This window comes from Arthrobacter sp. 4R501 (genome assembly GCF_002929755.1).
Classification (GTDB): domain Bacteria; phylum Actinomycetota; class Actinomycetes; order Actinomycetales; family Micrococcaceae; genus Arthrobacter.
The window spans coordinates 15795-36154 of record NZ_PJIW01000016.1; the positions used below are offsets into that span (position 1 = coordinate 15795).

The window sequence follows — 20360 nt, forward strand, 5'->3', positions numbered from 1 at the left end:
CCACCCAACCCCAAACCCAGGGAGCACCATGTCCACCGCCAAGGAGCAGACCACCGCCAAGATCCCGCAGCGGGTGATCTGGCTGGCACTCGCAGGCGCGGTGGGCGGATTCCTGTTCGGCTTCGACTCCTCCGTGGTCAACGGTGCAGTGGATGCCATCAAGGATGAGTTCGCGCTTTCCGAGGCCGTGACCGGCTTCGCCGTGGCCATCGCCCTGCTGGGCTGCGCGGCAGGCGCCTTCCTCGCTGGCAAAGTCGCCGACCGCCACGGCCGCATCCCCGCCATGAAGCTGGGCGCGGTGCTGTTCCTGGTCAGCGCCATCGGAACCGGCTTCGCCTACGGCGTCTGGGACCTGATCTTCTGGCGCCTGGTGGGCGGCCTGGGCATCGGCCTCGCGTCGGTGATTGCGCCGGCCTACATTTCCGAGATTTCCCCGCGGCAGGTCCGTGGCCGGCTGGCGTCGCTGCAGCAGCTGGCCATCACCACCGGTATCTTCGCCGCACTCCTGTCCGACGCGCTCTTCGCCACCACCGCCGGCGGCGCGGACCAGGCCTTCTGGCTCGGACTGGAAGCCTGGCGCTGGATGTTCCTCACCGCAGCGGTTCCCGCCGTGGTCTACGGCTGGATCGCCTACACCCTCCCGGAATCCCCGCGGTTCCTGGTGTTCCAGGGCAAGGAAGACGAAGCCCGCAAGGTGTTCGACTCCATCGCCCCGTCCGAGGACACCGACCGGCACATCCGCGAGATCCAGGACGCCATCGAAGAGGACAAGCTGTCCGGCCAGAAGGGCTCGCTCCGTGGCAAGACGTTCGGCCTGCAGGCAGTGGTCTGGGTGGGCATCGTCCTCTCGGTCCTGCAGCAGTTCGTTGGCATCAACGTGATCTTCTACTACTCCACCACGCTGTGGAAGGCCGTCGGTTTCCAGGAGAAGGACTCGCTAACCATCTCGGTGGCAACCTCCATCACCAACATCCTGGTGACACTCGTGGCCATCGCACTGGTGGACCGGATCGGCCGCCGCCCCATTCTCCTGGCCGGGTCCATCGGCATGGCGGTCTCATTGGGCACCATGGCGCTGGCGTTCTCCGCCGCGGTCGGTTCAGGCTCCGAGATCTCCTTGCCGGGCGCCTGGGGTCCGGTGGCCCTCGTGGCGGCCAACATCTTTGTGGTCAGCTTCGGCGCTTCCTGGGGCCCGCTGGTCTGGGTCCTCCTTGGTGAGATCTTCCCGTCCCGGATCCGTGCCCGCGCCTTGGGCCTGGCCGCAGCCGCGCAGTGGGTGGCCAACTTTGCCATCACGCTCAGCTTCCCCGTGATGGCCGCGGCTTCCCTGCCGCTGACCTACGCCATGTACGCGCTGTTCGCGGCGGCGTCGTTCTTCTTTGTGATGTTCAAGGTGCCGGAGACCAACGGCATGTCCCTGGAGCAGGCCGAGACGCTGTTTGTGCCCAAGGGCTCCAAGAAGGCCTGACGCCGGGTCAGAGAGTAAGCTTCATGCCCTCATGGCTGGCGTCAAAGCCGAGCCGCTCGTAGAACCGGTGGGCGGCTGTCCGCGACTTGTGAGTGGTCAGCTGCAGCAGCGTGCAGCCGCGGCGCCTCGATTCCTCGATCGCCCACCCCACCATCAGGTTTCCCAGGCCCTGGCCACGAAGGCTGCCCGCCACACGGACCGCCTCAAGCTGCGAGCGCCACGACCCCTGCCGCGAGATGCCGGGCAGGAAGCTCAGCTGGAAGGTGCCCACGACGCGGCCGTCAGCCGCCCCAGCCGGCACGTGCTCGCCCACCACCAGCAAATGGCACGGGTCGGCGTCGATCGCTTCGAAGGCCCGCTCGTACGGCGCCATGTCATGGCCCACTTCGCGGCTGGCGCCCAGGGAATCGTCGGCCAGCAGCGCCACAATGGCGGGCAGGTCCCCGGACACGGCGTGCCTGAGGCGGAAGGTCCCGCCGTCGACGTCGGCAGTCAGCAAGGCGGTCAGGGCACCGGGGCTCGTGGTCATCTCCCCAGCATTCCACAAGGCTTGCGAAACTATCCCTCCGAGAACCTCTCTCACTTTCGGCGCCTTAAACGCCAACGCTCTCTCATCCAGGTGAGAGAGCGTTGGCCAAGAACCGCATTATCTGCGAGAGGGTTGCTCGAAAACCCACATCAAGTGAGAGAGCGTCCTGGGGGTGGGTGCGTGCGGTGGGGGTCAGGCCGGTGGGGGTCAGGCCGGTGCCTTCGCCCCTTCCGCCTGGCGTTCCTCCACCAGCGTGGACACCGCCGCAAACAGCGGGTGCTCCGGTGCCAGCCCGGTAATCCTGGCTGTGGCGTCGGCAGGCGACGACGAAGCCAGGATCTGCGCGAGTTCGGTGGCCTCGGCGTCGGCGGGGTCCGTGAAGCGCAGGGCCGCCGCGATGGCACCCAGGAGCGCCTCGGGCACGATCCCGCGTTCGGCGAGTTCAGCCGCGGGGCCGATGAACCGTTCGTGCCGGCTGAGCTTGCGCATGGGGGCGCGGCCCACCCGGTTCACGGTGTCCGGCAGGTGCGGGTTGGAGAAACGGACCAGGATCTTCTGGACGTAGGCTTCCTGCTCGTCGTTGTTGAAGCCGTGCTTGGCCACCAGGAGCTGCTTGGTTTCCTCCAGGACGGCCCGCACATCTTCCGCCACGTCCTGATCGGCCATGGCCTCGGAGATCTTTTCCAGCCCGGCCTCGAAGCCGAAGTACGCAGCGGAGGCGTGCCCCGTATTCACCGTAAAGAGCTTCCGCTCGATGTAGGGCGAGAGCTCATCCACAAACGTCGCGCCCGGGATGACCGGCGCAGCATCGCCAAACGCCGTCCGGTCGATGACCCACTCGTAGAACGTTTCCACGGTCACGTCCAGGCCCTGCCCAGGCGCCTGGTTGGGCACAATCCGGTCCACAGCGGTGTTCGCAAACACCGCCGCGGCGTCCAGGGACCCGGCGGCGTCGTCCCAGAGGGCGGCGACTTCGGTCCGCAGGACGTCGGTGGCGTTGATGGCGTTCTCGCAGGCCATGACCTGCAGCGGCGCCAGCCCGGCAGCCCGCGCGGCGATGCCCTTGGTGATGGCCGGCGCCACGAACTTCAGGATGTGCGGCCCCACGGCAGTGGTGACGATGTCCGCCGTGGCGATTTCCCGCACCAGCGCCGCTTCCTGCGTGCCGGAGTTCAGCGCGCGGAAGTTGTCCACCGTCCGGACGGTGGGCTTCTCCCCCACCTCGTGGACGTTGTAGCTGTCTGCTGCCGCGAGCTGGTCGATGAGTGCGTCCGCGACATCCGCGAATACCACCTCATAACCGGCCTGGTGCAGCAACAGCCCCACAAAGCCGCGGCCGATGTTCCCGGCTCCGAAATGTACCGCCTTCACTATGCGTTCACCTTTCCGAATAGCTCCAGGACTTCCTCAACGGACGTGGCCGCTTCCAGCTGGGCCACCTGGGCCTTGCTGGTGAAGACCTTCGCGATGGAGGACAGGATGTGGAGGTGTTCGTTGTTGATGCCGGCCACGCCCACCACGAACTTGACCTGTTTGCCGTTCCAGTCGATGCCGTCCGGGTAGCGGATCACGGACACAGCGGACTTCAGGATGTGGTCCTTGGCGGCGTTGGTGCCGTGCGGGATGGCCAGGAAGCTGCCCATGTAGGTGGACACGGATTCCTCGCGCTCGTGCATGGCCGCGAGGTAGCCCTCGTCCACAGCGCCGCGGGCCAGGAGCAGCTGGCCTGCTTCGTCGATGGCGGCATCGCGGGTGGTGGCTGTGCCGTTAAGGATGACGCTGTCGGCCACGAGGATGTCGGAAGGCGCGACGGCGGCGGGTGCCTCACCGCTGCCGGGTGCCGCTTCCACCGGGGCACTGGCGACGTGGGCGCCGTGGCCGGCGGCAGTTGCGGCGGCGGCAGCACCGGCGTCGGGCGTTGCGCCTTCGGTGTTATGCTCCTTGACCAGCTCCACAATCTCGTCGTACCGCGGGCTGTTCATGAAGTTATCCACCGAGAAGTGCGCTGCGCTGGACGTGACGGGCTTGGCGCGTTCGGTCAGGTCCTGGTGGGTGATCACCACGTCGTAGGTGTCACTGAGGTTGGCGATCGCGGCATTGGTGACCTTGACGTCCGGGAACCCAGCCGCCTTGATCTTGTTCCGCAGCACCGAGGCGCCCATGGCACTGGAGCCCATGCCGGCGTCGCACGCGAACACGATGTTCTTGATGGGGCCGGCCAGGACGGCCGTACCCACGCCTGCGCCCGCGCCGGTCAGCATGGAGGAGACGGAGCTCTTTTTGCCCTTCATTGCTTCCATCTTCGATGTGGCGTCGCCCAGGTCCACCTCGTCGCTGTGCTTAGTGGTCTTCAGGATCACCGAGGCCACCAGGAACGAGACCGTCATGGCGAGCACCACCGCGAGGATCACCCCGACGTAGCTGTCACGGGAGGTCTGGGCGAGCACGGCGATGATCGAACCAGGCGCCGCCGGCGCAACGAGGCCGGAGCCGGTGATGGCCATGGTGGCGATGCCCGTCATACCGCCGGCGATCGCGGCCAGGATCAGCAGCGGGCGCATCAGGACGTACGGGAAGTAGATTTCGTGGATGCCGCCGAAGAAGTGGATGATCGCTGCGCCGGAGGCCGAACCCTTGGCAATGCCCTTCCCGAAGAACATGTAGGCCAGCAGGATGCCCATGCCGGGGCCGGGGTTGGCCTCCAGCAGGAACAGGATGGACTTGCCCTGCTCCAGCGACTGCTGGATGCCGAGCGGGGTCAGCACGCCGTGGTTGATGGCGTTGTTCAGGAACAGCACCTTGGCGGGCTCGATGAAAATGCTGGTGAGCGGCAGCAGGCCGTTGTTGACCAGGAACTGCACGACGTTGCCGGCGGCCGTGCTGAAGGCCTGGACCAGCGGCGAGATGCCGTAGAAGCCCAGCATCGCCAGCAGCGCGCCCCAGATACCGGCCGAGAAGTTGTTGACCAGCATCTCGAAGCCGGGGCGGATCTTGCCCTCCCACAGGAGGTCGATCTTCTTCATGGTCCAGCCGCCGAGCGGGCCCATGATCATGGCGCCGATGAACATCGGGATGCCGGCGCCCACAATGACGCCCATGGTGCCGATGGCTCCCACCACGCCGCCGCGGACGTCGTAGACCATCCGGCCGCCGGTGTAGGCGATCAGGAGCGGCAGCAGGTAGGTGATCATGGGGCCAACCAGGCCCACGTTGGGCGTTCCGTCGGCGTTGGTGTCGAAGCCGCCCAAGGCTGGGACCGGGATCCAGCCCTTCTCAATAAAGAGGGCCGTGATGAGGCCCCACGCGATAAACGCGCCAATGTTGGGCATGATCATGCCGGACAGGAACGTCCCGAACTTCTGGACGTGAACCCGCAGGCTGGTGCGGGATTTCGCAACTGTCTCTGTTGCCATGTGCTTTCCTAACCGTCATTCCTGCTGCAGCGCAGGATGGGTCCGATACTTACGACGAAGTGCTGGTGGAGATTCGGTGAAGCCATTCGAGGAACAGTTTGAGTTCCGAGCTTGAAAGCTGGTCTGAGTGCGAAGCCTGAAGTGCGGCATTCAGGGCAATCGCTGCCACCACTACCGAGGACTTGCCGGAGTCTTCCGGCGCGGCCCCTTCGGCCTGTGCCGCAGACACCGCAAAGATCATGGCGTCCCGGGTCATAGTGGACAGTTCGAGGTTCCGTTCGGCGGCGGGTTCCGCAATCAGCATCAGGGTCACACCCACGTTGGCGGCCAAGATGGACCTGGCTGCTTCGCGCGGCTGGACGTTCAGCTGGCCCGCTGCCGCTGCCTTGTTCAGCATCTCCTCCATGAGCGCCTCGGCATCGGCAACGATGGCGGGGCGGCTTTCGGGGCGGATATTGCCGAACATCACCAGGTACAGTTCCGGCTGCTTGAGCCCGAACTGGACGTGGTTATCCCACATCCGCCGGATGTCCTCCAGCGGTTTTCCGGACGGGGCGAAGTCCCTCTCGCCCGCAACATACTCTTCAAAACCTGCGGCGACGACGGCGTCGAAAAGACCTTCCTTGTCACCGAAGTGGTGGTACAGGGTGGGCGCCGTGACCCCTGCCAGCTGCGTGATCTGGCGGGTGGAGACGGCTGATCCCGCGGACTTTGCCAGCAATTCGGCCGCTGCACGCAACAGACGCATTTTGGGGGGAAGCTGGCCATCCAAACTCATAGCCGCTACCCTATCACCTATAGCATTGCTATATGAACTGAATCACATACAATTTTTTCAGGCACGTTTCCGCCCTCGCACATAGTGGTCGCGGCAGCCCCGGCATGGCGCCGGGATAACCTAGGCGGGCCTGGCTACCGGCAGAGAATGAGGACCTTCAGTGCAGACCTTCCCAGGAGTTGGCGTCAGCCCCGGCCGCATCATCGGAACCGTCCGGCAGATGCCCAAACCGATCAGCGAACCCCCTGCAGGTGAGCAGCTGGCCGGCGGTACGTCCGCCGAAGAAGCCACGGCCGGGCTCAAGGCAGCCTCTCAGTCCGTCCACGACGAACTTAAGGCCCGGGCGGCGCATGCCACCGGAGATGGCAAGGCCGTCCTGGAGGCCACAGCGCTGATGGCCAAGGACACCATGCTGATCAAGGGCGCGGCCAAGCTCATTGCCCGCGGCCTCTCGAGCGAACGCGCCATCTGGGAATCCGGTTCCTCCGTCGCTGAGATGCTCCATAACCTTGGCGGCTACATGGCCGAACGCGCCACCGACGTCCTGGACGTCCGCGCCCGGATCGTGGCGGAACTCCGCGGCGTCCCTGCGCCCGGCATCCCCACCTCCAGCACGCCCTTCATCCTGGTTGCCGAGGACCTGGCACCGGCCGACACCGCAACCCTGGACCCGAACAAGGTCCTGGCACTCGTAACAGCCGGCGGCGGCCCACAGTCCCACACCGCCATCATTGCGCGTTCGCTTGGCCTGCCGGCCGTCGTGGCTGCTATAGGGGTGGACGAACTCCCTGACGGCACGGAAGTCTATGTTGACGGCGCCGCAGGCAGCATCACCGCCGATCCCGATGCCTCGCTGCGTGCCGCAGCGGATGCGTGGGCGGCCACAGCTTCCCTGCTGGCCGAGTTCAGTGGCACGGGCACGACGGCGGACGGCCACCTGGTGCCGCTCCTCGCCAACGTGGGCGGCGGCAAGGATGCCGAGGCGGCAGCCAAGCTGGGCGCCCAGGGCGTGGGCCTTTTCCGCACCGAATTCTGCTTCCTGGAACGCGATACCGAACCCTCCGTGGAAGAGCAGGCAGCCGCGTACAAGAGCGTGTTTGATGCGTTCCCGGGCAAAAAAGTGGTTCTGCGTACGCTCGACGCCGGCGCCGACAAGCCGCTTCCGTTCCTGACCGACTCCACGGAGCCCAACCCTGCCCTGGGCGTCCGCGGCTACCGCACGGACTTCACCACACCGGGCGTGCTGGACCGCCAGCTGGAAGCCATTGCCCTGGCCGAGAAGCAGTCCGAAGCGGACGTGTGGGTCATGGCCCCAATGATCTCGACGGCGGAAGAGGCGGCCCGCTTCGCCTCCATGTGCGCCGACGCCGGCATCAAGACGCCCGGCGTGATGGTTGAAGTCCCCTCCGCCGCGCTCACCGCCGAGGCCATCCTGCGCGAGGTGGGCTTCGCGAGCCTGGGCACCAACGACCTCACCCAGTACGCCATGGCGGCCGACCGTCAGCTGGGCCCCCTGGCAAACCTCAACACCCCGTGGCAGCCTGCCGTGCTGCGCCTGGTGGGTTTGACCGTGGAAGGCTCCCGCGCGGAAGGCCACAACAAGCCCGTGGGCGTCTGCGGTGAGGCGGCCGCTGACCCGGCCCTCGCCGTCGTGCTTACCGGGCTGGGCGTCAACACGCTGTCCATGACCGCGCGGTCCCTGGCCGCCGTGGCCGCGGTGCTGAAGACCGTCACGCTGGCCGAGGCGCAGCAGTTGGCCAAGCTGGCCCTGTCCGCGCCCAGCGCCACCGAAGCCAAGGCCTGGGTGCGGGAAAAACTGCCCGTCCTCGAAGAACTCGGCCTCTGACCGGCCGGTTCGGACCAACCGCCCGCCTTCGACCCACCGCCCGCCGCTAGCCACAAAGAAGCACCCACCAGGAGGAACAATGCCCGAACGCATCGCCACCATCGCCAGCCGCTCCGGCCTGCACGCGCGCCCCGCCGCGCTGTTTGCGGAAGCCGCCGGAGACGTGGGAGTTGAGGTCACAATTGCCATGCAGGGCGACCCGGAGGACGACGCACTGGACGCTTCGAGCATCCTGTCGCTGATGACCCTGGGCGCCGCCAAGGGCGATGTTGTGGTGCTCCGGGCTGAAGGCGACGGCGCCGACGCGGCACTGGATTCGCTGGTCAAGCTCCTGGAAACGGACCTCGACGCCGAATAGCTTCTGCTTCGCCGTTTCGATGGTTCCCTGCCGGATCGACGCTCGCAAACATCTGGTGGGCAGGGAACCATCGAAACGGGCGACGGCCAGGGCTCCGCGGGGGTAGGTTCAGCGTATGAACGAGCGCGCCATCCCCATCCTGCCGTGCCGCCGCCTGGACGATGTGGCGCCGTTCTACGAAGCGCTCGGCTTCCAGGTCACGTTCCGGCAGGAGCGGCCGAATCCGTACATGTGCTTCACGCGTGGCGGCATCGACCTGCACTTCTTCGGGCTGGAAAGCTTCGAGCCCGAAGATTCCCTGGGCAGCGTGATCCTGCTGGTCCCGGACACGGGGCGACTCTTCGACGAGTTCGCCGCCGGGCTGCGGGGCGCCTCGACCGGGTCCTCTTGAACGCGGCACGGCAGGGCGACGCCCATGGCAGCGAGGCGACGGCCATCTCCGTGATCGAGGCCGGGTTCCAGCGGCATCCGGAGGCGACGGACGCCGAGAAGCTGCCGCTGCTGGTGTACCTCGCGAGCTGCACGAGCGCACCGGAAACCACGGGCTGGCCCGGTCTGTCCTGGACACCGTCGGCGCCCTGGAACTCGACCCCGAGGCACGGCAGGCGCTTGCTCCGAGCTGGCCAACGCCGACGAGCTCCGCCGCGGACTCCAAACGTGAGATCTCGGCCCTGCGAGGACCCAATAACGCCGAGATCTCGCCTCTGAAACGTGCCTGCCGTGGCTGGAGTGCGGTGCGGGCGTCGGATTCAGCTCCATCATTCGCGCGTTCCGGAGAAGCGGCCGCGGAAGTGCTCGGGTTAGGCTTCTGGCATGGCACTGATAGCTCCACGCGTCACGGCTGGCCTGCCCGCCGACGACGCCCTGAACCTCGCGCGTTCCCTCCGGGACAGCAACGACATCACCGTGTTCGTGGACGGCACGGTCCACCGCCTCCCGGGTGAAGCGAGGGACGCCGTCGTGGACCTGCTCGCTCGGCTGGGCCGCGGCGAAGCGGTGACCGTCAGCAGCGTGGAGGAAATGCTCACCACCTCCCAGGCGGCCGAACTCGCCGGGATTTCCCACACGTACCTGCGCAACATGACCGATCGCGGCGAGATCCCCGTGGAATACCGCGGCACGCACCGCCGGATCAGGTTGGCCGCCATCATGGCCTGGCTGGACCGGCAGAAGAAGCCTGACGGGCCAGAGCAGGCAGAGCAGCCAGAGCAGGCCTAGCCCCGTCGTGAGCTGGCTCAGGGGTAGGCGGGCCCGGGTGTTGGACCCCGGGTGTTGGATCCCGGCGCGCGAGCTTAAATCCGCGGGCGCGCCGCCCAGCGCCGCATTTTCAGTGCTGCATGGAGTTCGAGCCGGGGCATCCCCTTCAGAGGGTCCACGCCCAGGAGCTGCCGGATGCGGCCCAGCCGGTTGTAGATGCTGCTGCGGTGCAGGTGGAGTTTGGTGGCTACGTCCTGGACTGAGCCGTCGTTGTCATAAATGAGCTCAAGTACGGGGAGAAGCTCATCGTTGCGGTCGTGGTCCTCCAGCATCCGCACATAAACGGACCCCGAGTCAGCCCAGGCGCCGGCTCCCCCGCCCGCCGAAGCCAGCAGCTGGTACACCCCGGTGGCACGGCAGTCCACCAGTTCGCCCAGCTGGGGGTCCACAGCCGCCGCCTGCGCCGCCAGCCGGGACTGCCTGTATGCCTCGGCTAGCTCGCGTGGCTTGGCGAAACCCTCGCTGATGCCAAGGATGATGCGGTGCACCGGCCGGCCCGAACGTTTGGCCAGCTCCAGCTGGTAGTGGACCAGTACCTGGGCGTGGTTGGCCCGGCCCACTGACTCACGGAACAACACCACGGAATGGGTTTCCGTGCCCGCGCTGAACAGCGCCACGTCCACTCCCACCGTGGCCTGCAGGGCGGCTGACCGGTGGATCAGCGTGAAGGCGATGGGGTCCGGGCCGCCGGCCCAGCCATCGGCGTCGAGCACTGTGACCATCTGCCACGGCCCTTTGCCCTGGATTTCCTTCCAGCCTGCGACGGCGGCCACCGCGTTGGCCTCGCCGGTACAGGCGGCCAGGAACTCGCGTTCGCGGCCCCGCCGGAACTCGGACTCGGCGGTGTTGGACTCCAGCAGCAGGCCGGAAAGCAGCCCGATCTCCGGGGCCACGTCCGGCAACTGGGAGAGGATCGCCGTCGGATTATCCTCTGCCGAGTCCTGCTGCACCCAGAGATAGCCGACCCGGAAACCACGCACCATCAGGGGAACACACACCCGGCCCAGCATCCCCAGCTCCTGGTTGGCGGGAATCGCTACCGGGCGGACTGCCGTGGCGATGCCATGGGAAAGCTGCCAGGCGCTGACATCGGCCGGGACACGCTTGCTCAACAAAAAGTTCACCCGGACCCTGTCCGCGTGGGACTGGTTGGAGCTGTAAGCGAGCAGCAGGCCGTCCAGGTCCTCCAGCGACAGTCCCCGGCCAAGCTTCTGCGCCACCTGCTCCACCAGTTGTTCCACGTCCTGCTGCATGGGGTAACCCTACTGCTCCGGCAGGCATCCAGGCGAACGAACAGCAGGCGACACCTGACGCCCTGACGCTGAACATTTGTCGACCCGCGAAAGCAGAAATTCCCGGAATGACGCTGAGATTGCACGCCCCGAGACGTGCGTTCCTGTCAGTTGGGTCACAACCGGATTTATTCTGGAATCACAACTTCCCCCGCAATTTCGGGCCTACCCGGCCTGAGAATATGGAGCCACAAATGATCATCGGTGTCCCCAAAGAGATCAAGAACAACGAATTTCGCGTCGCCATCACCGCTGCTGGCGTTCACGAGTTCCGCACCCACGGCCACACGGTCCTGGTAGAGCGCGGCGCAGGCTTGGGCTCAGGGATCACGGACGAGGAATACGCGATCGCCGGCGCCGAAATCGTTGCCGAGGCCGACGACGTCTGGGCCCGGGCCGACATGGTCATGAAGGTCAAGGAACCCATCAAGGCCGAGTACCACCGCTTCCGCAAGGGCCTGATCCTCTTCACTTACCTCCACCTCGCGGCCGAGCCCGAGCTTACGCAGGCGCTCATCAACTCCGGCGTCACCGCGATCGCGTACGAGACCGTGCAGGAAGGCCGCACCCTGCCGCTGCTGGCCCCCATGTCCGAGGTCGCCGGCCGCCTGTCCGTGCAGGTCGGCGCCACCTCCCTCATGGCACCCGCCGGCGGCAAAGGCGTCCTCCTCGGCGGCGTCCCCGGCGTCCGCCCGGCGAAGGTGGTTGTCCTGGGGGCCGGCGTAGCTGGCACCAACGCCGCCGCAATGGCCCTGGGCCTGGGCGCCGACGTCACCATCCTGGACATCAACATCAACCGTCTCCGCGAACTCGACGCCCAGTACCAGGGCCGGCTCAAGACGGTCGCCTCCAACTCCTACGAGATCGAGAAGTCAGTGGTCGACGCCGACCTCGTCATCGGCTCCGTGCTGATCCCGGGAGCCAAGGCACCCAAGCTGGTCACCAACGAGCTCGTCTCCCGGATGAAGCCCGGCTCCGTGCTGGTGGACATCGCCGTGGACCAGGGCGGCTGCTTTGAGGACACGCACCCCACCACGCACCAGGAACCCACGTACAAGGTCCACAACACGATCTTCTACTGCGTTGCCAATATGCCGGGCGCCGTCCCGAACACCTCCACCTACGCGCTGACCAACGTCACCCTGCGCTACGCCGTGGCCCTGGCCAACCTGGGCGTCAAGGCCGCATTCGACCGCGACCCGTCCCTCGCCGCCGGCCTGAACATCGCCGGTGGCAAGGTTGCTCACCGCTCGGTCTCCGAGGCGCACAACCTGCCCCTCGTGACGGACTGGCACGAACTGGTTTCCGCCTAGTTCTCTAGGTCGCCGCCTGAACGGCAGTCATCCAACGCGTGCTGCTCCCCTTGTTGAGCCTGGGCCCACGCCAGCAGGCTTCCCTGGCCGAGCTTGCGAGGTTAGGGGGCTGGTGGGGAGCACGCTTTCTGGATGGCTGCCGTTCCGACGTTCGGTGGTTGAGCTTGTCGAAACCCGGCAAGCTCAACCACCGGACCCGCGTCAGCCGCCGATCGCGCGGAGAGCGTTCACCTGGCCGTGGCCGTTGAACCCGTTGTAGCCGGCACCGCCCTGGCACACCTGGGGTGCGCCGTTGTCCGTTGCAGGGAACGGGGCGTACACACTCATGTCAGCCGGGCAGTCCATCGTGTCGGCGGTGGTGTTGATCCGCGATGCCACGGTGCCCGGTTTGCTGACTCCGGTGCTGACCACCAGCGCCGCGACACCGGCAACGTGAGGTCCGGCCATCGATGTGCCTTGCAGGTAGCAGTAACTGGCACCCGAGTCCAGCACCGGACGGGCGCACGGTGCAGCGGACGGCCACGCGGACAGCACGCGGCCGTTAGTGGCGGCCGCCGTCTGCTGCAGGATCGAGTCTCCACCAGGCGCGATCACGCTGACGGCGCCCACACCGTAGCTGGAGTAGAACGACTTGATCAGCTTGTTGCCGTTGGCGCTCACGCCGATCACGCCGGGAACTTCCACCGGAACCACGGCGCAGGCGTTGGTGATGTCGCGCGTGACCGGGGTGGTGTTATCCGGGCTGGTGACATCCTGGGTGGGATGAGCCAGGTCGTCTGACTGGTTGCCTGCCGAGGCCACAACTGTGGTGCCGTTTTGCTGGGCAAACTTGATGGCCCGGCGCTCGGCTTCCCAGATGGCCCGCTGGGTGGGGTCATTCTTGCAGTTGAAGAGCCAGGGATCGGCAAAGTAGCTGTTGTTGGTGACCTGGATACCGTTCGATCCTGCCCACATGAAGGCGCAGACCACGGCTTCGGGGTAGAAGAATCCGTCGTCATCGCCGGCCTTGATCCCGGCAATCTTCACGTTCGGCGCAACGCCCACCATGCCGATGCCGTTCTTCGCGGCGGCAATGGTGCCGGCCGTGTGCGTGCCGTGGCCGTTCTTATCCATCCACGCCGCCGGATCCGTGTTCGGGACGCCGCCAACGCAGGAAACGCTCCTGGAGAAGTCAACGTTCGGGGCAAGATCCGGGTGCGTGTAGTCCAGTCCGGTGTCGATGTCACCCACCACCACCGAGGCGCTGCCGCCGTTGAGGGCGCGGGCCGCCGGGGCCTGGATCTGGTCCATATCCCATTGGAGCGCGGCCAAGTTGTCATCTCCGGGTGCCGGGGTGCCGGGTGCTACGGCCGCCACAGCCGCACCGGAGTTGTCGTCTTCGACCGCCACGGCGAAGCCCGCTGTGGAAGCGGCCCCCTGAACGGAAGAGTCTGCTGCGCGCAGGACCGCATCAAAGCCGGTGCGGTCCGACTTTACGATGGCCACACCGATCTGCGGATAAGCCTGCACCACCGTGCCTCCGGCGGCCCGCACTGCCGCAAGCGAAGTGCGGGAAACGCCGTTGGCCTTGTACAGGACAATGTAGGTTTGGCTTCCGGCTTGGGCATTTGCCTGCATTACGGTTTTGGCAGGCTGCGCACTGGCCGACAACGCCGCAGGAGCCGCGGCGGTCGAAAGGCCAATGGCGAGGGCTAGTGCCCCGATTGGCGCCACAAGCTTGGTGAATCTTTGCATGGTGTTGCTCCAATTCTGCCGGCGGGCGCCACGCGATCGCAGGTGCCGCTGGCAAGAGTCAATCGATCACGACCCTGACGGCTGTTTGCCTCGGATCCTTCCGGGCTACACCTGCCCAACAATTCGGTATCACCCGCAACAGAGACCTTAGTGACTCACGTCACGCAATTTCAATAGGCGGCGGTTCCGTAAGCCCGGGCTGATTCGATAATCTTCAGCACCTCGACGGCGTCTGCCGGGTCTACCGGGAGGGGCAGCGTGGAGGCGGTTCCGCCGTCGTCGATCTTGGCTGCCAGGAGACGGTAGAACTCGGGGTAGGCACCTCGTTCCGTGGGCAGAGGATCGAGGTGGCCGTCGCGGCCCAGGGCTCCTGCCCATTCCGGCTCCTCAACGCCGTATTCAGTGTCCAGCGGGCTGCCGCCGGCAACGATGTACGGTTCCTGCGGGTCGATCCCGTGCTTGGTGAACGCGCCAGTGGATCCGAGAACGCGGAAGCGCGGGCCCTGCTGGGCGCAAAGCATGTTCATGCTCAGGTGGCTGGTCACCCCGGACTCGTGGTTGAGCACCAGGAAAACGTCATCGTCCACCTTCTCGTGCGGACGCCGCGCCTGCAGTTCCGCGTGGGCCACGGCGGCTGGACCGAACAGCAAGAGCGCCTGGTCGATAAGGTGCGAGCCCAGGTCGAAGAGTACGCCGCCGCCGTCCGCCGCCGTGGCGCTGGCTTTCCACGCCTTGGAGATGTCCGGGGACCAACGCTCGAAGCTGGACTCAAAGCGGGTCACGCTGCCCAGCGCTTCGCCGGCCAGCAACTTCTGCACGGTCAGGAAATCGCCGTCCCAGCGCCGGTTCTGGAAAACCGACAGCACGCGGCCCAGCCGCTCCGCGAGGGCGATCAGTTCCTGCCCCTCGGCGCTGCTGACCGCGAACGGCTTGTCGACGACGACGTCGAGCCCAGCCTCCAGGGCGGCCTTCGCCAGCGGAAAGTGGGTGGCCGGCGGGGTCCCCAGCACCACAAGATCAAGGTCACTGTCGAGCGCAAGGACCGCATCGCCGTCGGGCACTGTTTTGCCGCCGGGGTACCGCTGTGTCGCGGCAGCCTGCCGGCCGGCGTCGGACGTGGCGATAACGTCCAACGAGTAGCGGGGATCCGCCGCGATAAGCGGCGCATGGAAAACGCTCCCTGAGAGTCCATAGCCGACGACGGCGGTGCGGATAGTGCGTTCAGCTTCAGTCCCGGTCATAAGGGCTAGGCTACCCCGCCAGCACTTGTGAGAGAGCGATCCGGAAAAACCTGCGAAAGGTGGGAGCGCGTCCGGGGGGCGGGAACGACGAAGGCCGGCACTTCCCGGTTCGCGGGTTGTGCCGGCCTTCGCCGTATAGCGCTGATTCAGTCAGGAAATGTTACTTCTTGATCCAGCCCAGGGTGGACCAGTCCGGAACCTGGGAGAGGCTCTGGAACAGGGACGGGCCGTAGTTGGCCAGGCCGGTGCGGACGAAGGAGATCTGCGGGCCGTTCATCACAACACCCATGGAGAAGTACTTGGCCATGTGCTCCTTTTCAACCTCCATGGCTGCCTTGTTGCGCTCGGCGTTGTCCTCGATGGAGGCGAGATCGGCGATCTTCTTGTCCAGCTCGGCATCGCCAAGACCGTTTTCGTTGACCTTGGAGTCGTAGTACTGCTTGACGGCATCGGTGGCATCCGGGCCAACGGTGTATCCGGAGACGCTCATGTCGAAGTCGCGGCCGCCGATGACCTTGCCGAAGTCGGCGGAGGCGCGCTGGTCAATACCAACATCCATGCCGCCGGCCTGGAGCTGCTTCTGCAGGGTCTGGGTGAAGGCGAGGGTGGTGGGGTCGTCACCGAAGTTGCTGATCTTGAAGGCGGCGGGCTTGCCGTCCTTCTCCATGATTCCGGCGGCGTTGGGCGCGTAGCCGGCGTCGGTCAGGACCTTCTTGGCAACGTCCGCGCCGGTTTCCTTCACAGGGTAGTTGTCCTGGTAGTAGTCCGAGAACGGCAGGACCATCATGGAACCGGAGCTGGGCTCTTCCCAGTTCAGGCCATTGAAGCGGACCTTGCGGAGGGCTTCGCGGTCAACAGCGGCGAAGATGGCCTCGCGGACGGCGACGTCGGTGATCTTCTGGGCGTTGATGTTCATGCCACCGGCGAAGAGGCGCTGGCCACGGCGGACCTCGGAGTCCTTGGTGCCCTCAAGCTGCTTGTACAGGGCGATGGTGTTGGCGGACATGGCATCGATCTCGCCATTCTTGAAAGCAGCGATCTGTGCGCTGGTTTCCAGCTGGCGGAAGACGACGCTTTCCAGGACCGGCTTGGTGCCCCACCACTTGTCGTTGGGGACCATGGTGACGGTCTTGGCTGCGGCGTCGTACTGGTCCACCTTGAAGGGGCCAGCCATCCATTCCGGATGCATTTCGCCCACGAAGCCTTCGTTGAAGATCGCAGGCGTGTTCACGGCCGGGTGGATCAGGCCGAAGAAGAGCGAATCCACGGGGTAAACCGGCTGGGTGGTCTTGACGATGATTTCTTTGTCGCTGCTGCCAGCTTCGACGGACTCAACGAATTCATAGGCCCCCGAGCTCACAATGTCGTAGCCGGCATCCGGGCTCTTCAGGATGTTCCAGGTGTTCTGGAAGGCCTTGATGTCGATCGGGGTGCCGTCGTTGTACGTGGCCTTGTCGTTTACCTTGATGGTGACGGTCTGCTTGCCGTCCACAACCTTGCTCTCCACCGACTCGCAGAAGTCCTTGTTAGGCGTTGCCTTGCCGACGAAGTCGACCTTCCAGCAACCGCCGATACCGCCACTGTTCACGGCCACCGGGTTGATCGGGGCCATCATCGCGGAGTTGTCCGAGCTGTTGCCGTTGTTGGAGAACCCGTTGAAATCCGGCCCGATGCTGCCCAGCGGCAGGGTGACCTTGCCACCAGGCGCAAGATCAGCGGCCGGCTTCTCGTTGATGCTGATGAGCTTGGCGAGGTCGCTGCCCGTCCCCTGCCCCTTGGCGGTTTCCGGTCCGGTGGGTGTTCCGCCACCGCCGCAGGCCGTCAGCGTCAAGGCTGCGGCAATGGCCGCTGCGCCGCCGATCTTGGTCAGATTCCTCATGGTTTTCCCTTCATAGGTGCGGGTAGTGCTTGTGATGGGTCGAAAAAATTAGGGTGCATGGGGTTCCGCCGTTTCGTGGACCACCAGCATGTGCTCGTCCAGTTCACCATCCGGAAAGAAGCAGGCGAACTGCTGATCCGGTGTAGGCGCCGGGCCGGCTTCCAAAATCTGCACGGCAGCGGAAGGCTGCACGGCCTCGAGCGGCGGCTCCAGGGTCAGGCATTGCTCCTGCTTGGCGGCGGGAAGCGCCGCGAAGACGGGGCAGCGGGTGGCGAAGTTGCAGCCCTTCGGGGCATCCAACGGAGACGGCAGGTCGCCTTGCAGGATGATCCGCTCCCGAGTGCGCTCGAACTGCGGGTCCGGGACAGGGATCGCGGACAGCAGTGCCCGTGTATAGGGGTGGCGGGGGTTGTCGAACACCCGGTCCACCTCACCGATCTCCACGATCTTCCCCAAGTACATCACCGCCACCCGGTTGGAGATGTGGCGGACCACGGAGAGATCATGGGCCACCATCAGGTAGCTCAGGCCCAGCTCGGCGCGGAGCTTGTCCAAGAGGTTGATGACGCCGGCCTGGACCGAGACATCCAGCGCGGACACAGGCTCGTCCAGGACCACCAATTTGGGGTTCACGGCCAGTGCCCGGGCGATGCCCACGCGCTGCCGCTGGCCGCCGGAGAACTGGTTGGGGAACCGGTTGACATGGTCCGGCTGCAGGCCAACGAGATTCATCAGTTCCATGATGCGTTTCTTGATGGCCCGCTTATCCAGGCCGGCGTTCTGGAGCGGCTCGGCCAGGACCTCGTAGACGGTGAAGCGGGGGTCCAGAGCGCCGGTGGGATCCTGGAAAACCATCTGCATTTCCTTGCGCATGGCGCTTTTGGTCTTGGCGTCGGCGGCCTGCTTGTTGCTGATGCCGCCGATGATCACCTCGCCGTCCTGGTCCTTGTGGAACTCCATGATTTCCAGCAGGGTGGTGGTTTTGCCCGAACCGGACTCGCCCACAATGGAGAAGCACTCGCCTTCACGGATGTCGAAGCTCAGGCCGTCCACGGCCTTCACGGTGCCGATGCGCCGCTTGAGCAGGGCACCCTTGGTCAGCGCAAAGTGTTTGCGGACATCCTTGAGTTCCAGCACGGTTGAGCGGTCCCCGCGGGGGATGAGGTCAAAGCGCGAGACCGGGACCGGCGGGGCGGAAAAGATCTCGTGGACATCCACGTCCCCGCCGAGGGAACCGGACTTGATGCAGGCCGCCTGGTGGTAGCCAGTCCCCGGAACCGGACTCAAAGCGGGCTCGCCGTCCAGGCAGGCATCGGTCACCAGCGGGCACCGCGGTGCGAAGGAGCAGCCGGTGGGGGTGTGCAGGAGGTTCGGCGGGATGCCGTCGATGGGGACCAGCGAGGATTTCTCCGCGACGTCCACGCGTGGCACCGCCCCGAGCAGGCCCATCGTGTAGGGCATCCGGGGATCGTAGTAGATGTCATCCACGCTGCCGGTTTCCACCGGCTTGCCGGCGTACATCACCATGATGTCGTCGGCGATGCCCGCCACCACGCCCAGATCGTGCGTGATCATCACGACGGCGGCGCCCGTTTCCTCCTGCGCCGTATGCAGCACCTCAAGCACCTGGGCCTGGATGGTGACGTCCAGGGCCGTCGTCGGCTCATCCGCGATCAGCACGCGCGGGTTGTTGGCGATGGCGATGGCGATCATCACGCGCTGGCGCATGCCGCCGGAGAACTCATGCGGAAAAGCCCTGAGCCTGTTCCGGGGGCTGGGAATGCCCACCATCGCCAGGAGCTCGACGGCGCGGGTTTCCTTCGCCGCTTTACTCATGCCCGGGTTGTGGATGGTAAGGGCCTCGGTGATCTGGGTTCCCACCGTGTACACCGGCGTGAGGGAGGACAGCGGGTCCTGGAACACCATGGCGATGTCGTTGCCGCGGTAGGCACACATGGCCTTGTCGCTCAGGCCCAGGAGTTCCTTGCCCTTGAGCCTGACCGAGCCGGAAATCTCGGCAGTGGCGGGCAGCAGGCCCATGATGGCCAGCGATGTCACCGACTTGCCGGACCCGGACTCCCCCACGATTCCCAGCGTTTTGCCGGGCATGAGGTCGAAGTTGACGCCCCGAACGGCATGCACAGCCCCGTTTTCGGAGTTGAAGCTGACGTTCAGGTCCCGGACTGACAGGACAGCGTCCGACGGCGAGTGGAGACCGGCGATGTGGAGCCGCTCGGCCGCTGTGGGGGCCGGGTCAGCCGGCTCAAGGAAGGTGCTCATTTGCTCATCTTCTCTGCGCTGTTCTTTTTGGCCCGGCCAACCGAACTGGAGCTCGGGTCGAAGGCGTCGCGCAGGCCATCGTTCATCATGGCCAGGGACCCCGTAAGCAGGAACATCACTGTGAGCGGGACCCAGAACATCCAGGGGAAGGTCTGGACCTGGGACGTGGCGCCGCCAATCAGCACGCCGAGGCTCACATCCGGCACCTTGATGCCGATGCCGATGAAGGAGAACGCCACTTCGGCCAGGATGGCACCGGTGACGCCGCGGGTGATGTCCAGGACCAGCAGCGACCCGATGTTGGGGACCAGGTGCCGCCACACGATGCGCCGCGGCGGGACGCCCATGTACTGGGCCGCCTTGACGAAGTCCCGCTGCATCAGCGACATGGACATCGAGCGGATAAGCCGCGCGGTCCCCATCCAGCTGAACACCAGGAGCACGATGATCAGCAGGAGCCAGCTGGGGAGGTTCTTTTTCAGGCCGTCGCCTCCGCCGCTGGTGGCCACTGCCACCACCAGCAGGGCGGGCATCATGATGAGGGCCTCCAGGACGAAGAGCATCACCTTGTCCACTTTGCCGCCGAAATAGGCCATGGTGCAGCCATAGACCGCGGCAACCAGGACGGATACGAGGCCCACAATCAGGCCGATCATGATGGAGATCCTGGTGCCTTCGACAGTCATGGCATAGAGGTCGATGCCGGCCTGCGACGTGCCCAGGAAGTGGTCGCCGGAAGGTGGCATGCCGATATTGAAGGGGTCGATGGTCTCCTTGTCCCAAGAACTGAAGAACCCGCCGACGAAGGAGAAGATTGTCAGGCCCAGGAAAACCGCCAGCCCGGCGACGGCAGTCCTGTTCCGCATAAAGCGGCGGAAAATGATGGTGGATTTGGCGATCACCACATCGGCATTTTCGAGGTGCGCGTCCTGCGCCACTGCTGCCGGATCAACGGCATTGAGGTTGGTCATG

The 20360-nt window shown here is 65.6% G+C and carries 16 protein-coding genes; 6 read left to right on the top strand and 10 right to left on the bottom strand.

The window, feature by feature from the left end:
• Window positions 1-28: 28 nt before the first annotated feature.
• Window positions 29-1468, top strand: coding sequence for a sugar porter family MFS transporter (locus tag CXR02_RS15855; RefSeq protein ID WP_104062864.1), 1440 nt, complete (start codon window positions 29-31; stop codon window positions 1466-1468).
• Between the two features lie 7 nt (window positions 1469-1475).
• Here the strand turns inward: CXR02_RS15855 and CXR02_RS15860 are convergent, their stop codons facing one another.
• The 4 genes from CXR02_RS15860 to CXR02_RS15875 form a co-directional block, all read right to left on the bottom strand.
• Complete coding sequence (locus CXR02_RS15860; RefSeq protein WP_104062865.1) at window positions 1476-1997, bottom strand: GNAT family N-acetyltransferase; 522 nt, start codon at window positions 1995-1997, stop codon at window positions 1476-1478.
• Between the two features lie 207 nt (window positions 1998-2204).
• On the bottom strand, window positions 2205-3368 hold the full coding sequence (locus tag CXR02_RS15865) for a mannitol-1-phosphate 5-dehydrogenase (protein WP_104062866.1): 1164 nt from the start codon (window positions 3366-3368) through the stop codon (window positions 2205-2207).
• Complete coding sequence (locus CXR02_RS15870; protein WP_104062867.1) at window positions 3368-5410, bottom strand: PTS mannitol transporter subunit IICBA; 2043 nt, start codon at window positions 5408-5410, stop codon at window positions 3368-3370. Before CXR02_RS15870 ends, CXR02_RS15865 begins: the two co-directional genes overlap by 1 nt.
• Window positions 5411-5459: 49 nt before the next feature.
• Window positions 5460-6188 carry a TetR/AcrR family transcriptional regulator gene (locus CXR02_RS15875; RefSeq protein WP_104062868.1) on the bottom strand — a complete coding sequence of 243 codons (729 nt, stop codon included), beginning with the start codon at window positions 6186-6188 and terminating at the stop codon, window positions 5460-5462.
• A gap of 160 nt (window positions 6189-6348) precedes the next feature.
• Between CXR02_RS15875 and ptsP the strand changes: the two genes are divergently transcribed.
• From ptsP to CXR02_RS15895, 4 genes are all read left to right on the top strand, one after another.
• Window positions 6349-8034: a phosphoenolpyruvate--protein phosphotransferase gene (ptsP, locus tag CXR02_RS15880; RefSeq protein ID WP_104062869.1), complete on the top strand. Its 1686-nt coding sequence runs from the start codon at window positions 6349-6351 to the stop codon at window positions 8032-8034.
• Between the two features lie 79 nt (window positions 8035-8113).
• The gene (locus tag CXR02_RS15885) at window positions 8114-8392 is read left to right on the top strand and encodes an HPr family phosphocarrier protein (RefSeq protein ID WP_056341927.1); all 279 of its coding nucleotides are present in this window, start codon (window positions 8114-8116) and stop codon (window positions 8390-8392) included.
• 115 nt (window positions 8393-8507) lie between these two features.
• Window positions 8508-8783 (top strand): hypothetical protein, encoded by a 276-nt coding sequence (locus CXR02_RS15890; protein WP_104062870.1) that lies wholly within the window; start codon window positions 8508-8510, stop codon window positions 8781-8783.
• A gap of 422 nt (window positions 8784-9205) precedes the next feature.
• On the top strand, window positions 9206-9610 hold the full coding sequence (locus tag CXR02_RS15895) for a helix-turn-helix domain-containing protein (RefSeq protein ID WP_104062871.1): 405 nt from the start codon (window positions 9206-9208) through the stop codon (window positions 9608-9610).
• 74 nt (window positions 9611-9684) lie between these two features.
• Here the strand turns inward: CXR02_RS15895 and CXR02_RS15900 are convergent, their stop codons facing one another.
• Window positions 9685-10902 (bottom strand): CdaR family transcriptional regulator, encoded by a 1218-nt coding sequence (locus CXR02_RS15900; RefSeq protein WP_104062872.1) that lies wholly within the window; start codon window positions 10900-10902, stop codon window positions 9685-9687.
• 233 nt (window positions 10903-11135) lie between these two features.
• Here CXR02_RS15900 and ald point away from each other — a divergent pair, with 233 nt between their 5' ends.
• Window positions 11136-12254 (top strand): alanine dehydrogenase, encoded by a 1119-nt coding sequence (gene ald, locus CXR02_RS15905; protein WP_104062873.1) that lies wholly within the window; start codon window positions 11136-11138, stop codon window positions 12252-12254.
• Window positions 12255-12455: 201 nt separating this feature from the next.
• Here ald and CXR02_RS15910 read toward each other — a convergent pair whose 3' ends face one another.
• The 5 genes from CXR02_RS15910 to CXR02_RS15930 form a co-directional block, all read right to left on the bottom strand.
• Window positions 12456-13988 (bottom strand): S8 family serine peptidase, encoded by a 1533-nt coding sequence (locus CXR02_RS15910; protein WP_104062874.1) that lies wholly within the window; start codon window positions 13986-13988, stop codon window positions 12456-12458.
• 170 nt (window positions 13989-14158) lie between these two features.
• Window positions 14159-15229, bottom strand: coding sequence for a Gfo/Idh/MocA family oxidoreductase (locus tag CXR02_RS15915; RefSeq protein WP_104062875.1), 1071 nt, complete (start codon window positions 15227-15229; stop codon window positions 14159-14161).
• A 160-nt stretch (window positions 15230-15389) separates the two neighbouring features.
• Complete coding sequence (locus CXR02_RS15920) at window positions 15390-17108, bottom strand: ABC transporter family substrate-binding protein (protein ID WP_104062876.1); 1719 nt, start codon at window positions 17106-17108, stop codon at window positions 15390-15392.
• Window positions 17109-17156: 48 nt separating this feature from the next.
• Entirely contained in the window at window positions 17157-19388 is a 2232-nt protein-coding gene (locus CXR02_RS15925; RefSeq protein ID WP_104062877.1) for an ABC transporter ATP-binding protein, read from the bottom strand.
• Window positions 19385-20359 (bottom strand): ABC transporter permease, encoded by a 975-nt coding sequence (locus CXR02_RS15930; RefSeq protein WP_104062878.1) that lies wholly within the window; start codon window positions 20357-20359, stop codon window positions 19385-19387. Before CXR02_RS15930 ends, CXR02_RS15925 begins: the two co-directional genes overlap by 4 nt.
• Between the last annotated feature and the right edge of the window lies 1 nt (window position 20360).

Coding starts and splice junctions, on each gene's coding strand:
- CXR02_RS15855 (WP_104062864.1), top strand. CDS start 29: ATGTCCACCGCCAAGGAGCAGACCACCGCCAAGATCCCGCAGCGGGTG.
- CXR02_RS15860 (WP_104062865.1), bottom strand. CDS start 1,997: ATGACCACGAGCCCCGGTGCCCTGACCGCCTTGCTGACTGCCGACGTC.
- CXR02_RS15870 (WP_104062867.1), bottom strand. CDS start 5,410: ATGGCAACAGAGACAGTTGCGAAATCCCGCACCAGCCTGCGGGTTCAC.
- CXR02_RS15875 (WP_104062868.1), bottom strand. CDS start 6,188: ATGAGTTTGGATGGCCAGCTTCCCCCCAAAATGCGTCTGTTGCGTGCA.
- CXR02_RS15885 (WP_056341927.1), top strand. CDS start 8,114: ATGCCCGAACGCATCGCCACCATCGCCAGCCGCTCCGGCCTGCACGCG.
- CXR02_RS15890 (WP_104062870.1), top strand. CDS start 8,508: ATGAACGAGCGCGCCATCCCCATCCTGCCGTGCCGCCGCCTGGACGAT.
- CXR02_RS15895 (WP_104062871.1), top strand. CDS start 9,206: ATGGCACTGATAGCTCCACGCGTCACGGCTGGCCTGCCCGCCGACGAC.
- CXR02_RS15900 (WP_104062872.1), bottom strand. CDS start 10,902: ATGCAGCAGGACGTGGAACAACTGGTGGAGCAGGTGGCGCAGAAGCTT.
- ald (WP_104062873.1), top strand. CDS start 11,136: ATGATCATCGGTGTCCCCAAAGAGATCAAGAACAACGAATTTCGCGTC.
- CXR02_RS15910 (WP_104062874.1), bottom strand. CDS start 13,988: ATGCAAAGATTCACCAAGCTTGTGGCGCCAATCGGGGCACTAGCCCTC.
- CXR02_RS15915 (WP_104062875.1), bottom strand. CDS start 15,229: ATGACCGGGACTGAAGCTGAACGCACTATCCGCACCGCCGTCGTCGGC.
- CXR02_RS15920 (WP_104062876.1), bottom strand. CDS start 17,108: ATGAGGAATCTGACCAAGATCGGCGGCGCAGCGGCCATTGCCGCAGCC.
- CXR02_RS15925 (WP_104062877.1), bottom strand. CDS start 19,388: ATGAGCACCTTCCTTGAGCCGGCTGACCCGGCCCCCACAGCGGCCGAG.
- CXR02_RS15930 (WP_104062878.1), bottom strand. CDS start 20,359: ATGACCAACCTCAATGCCGTTGATCCGGCAGCAGTGGCGCAGGACGCG.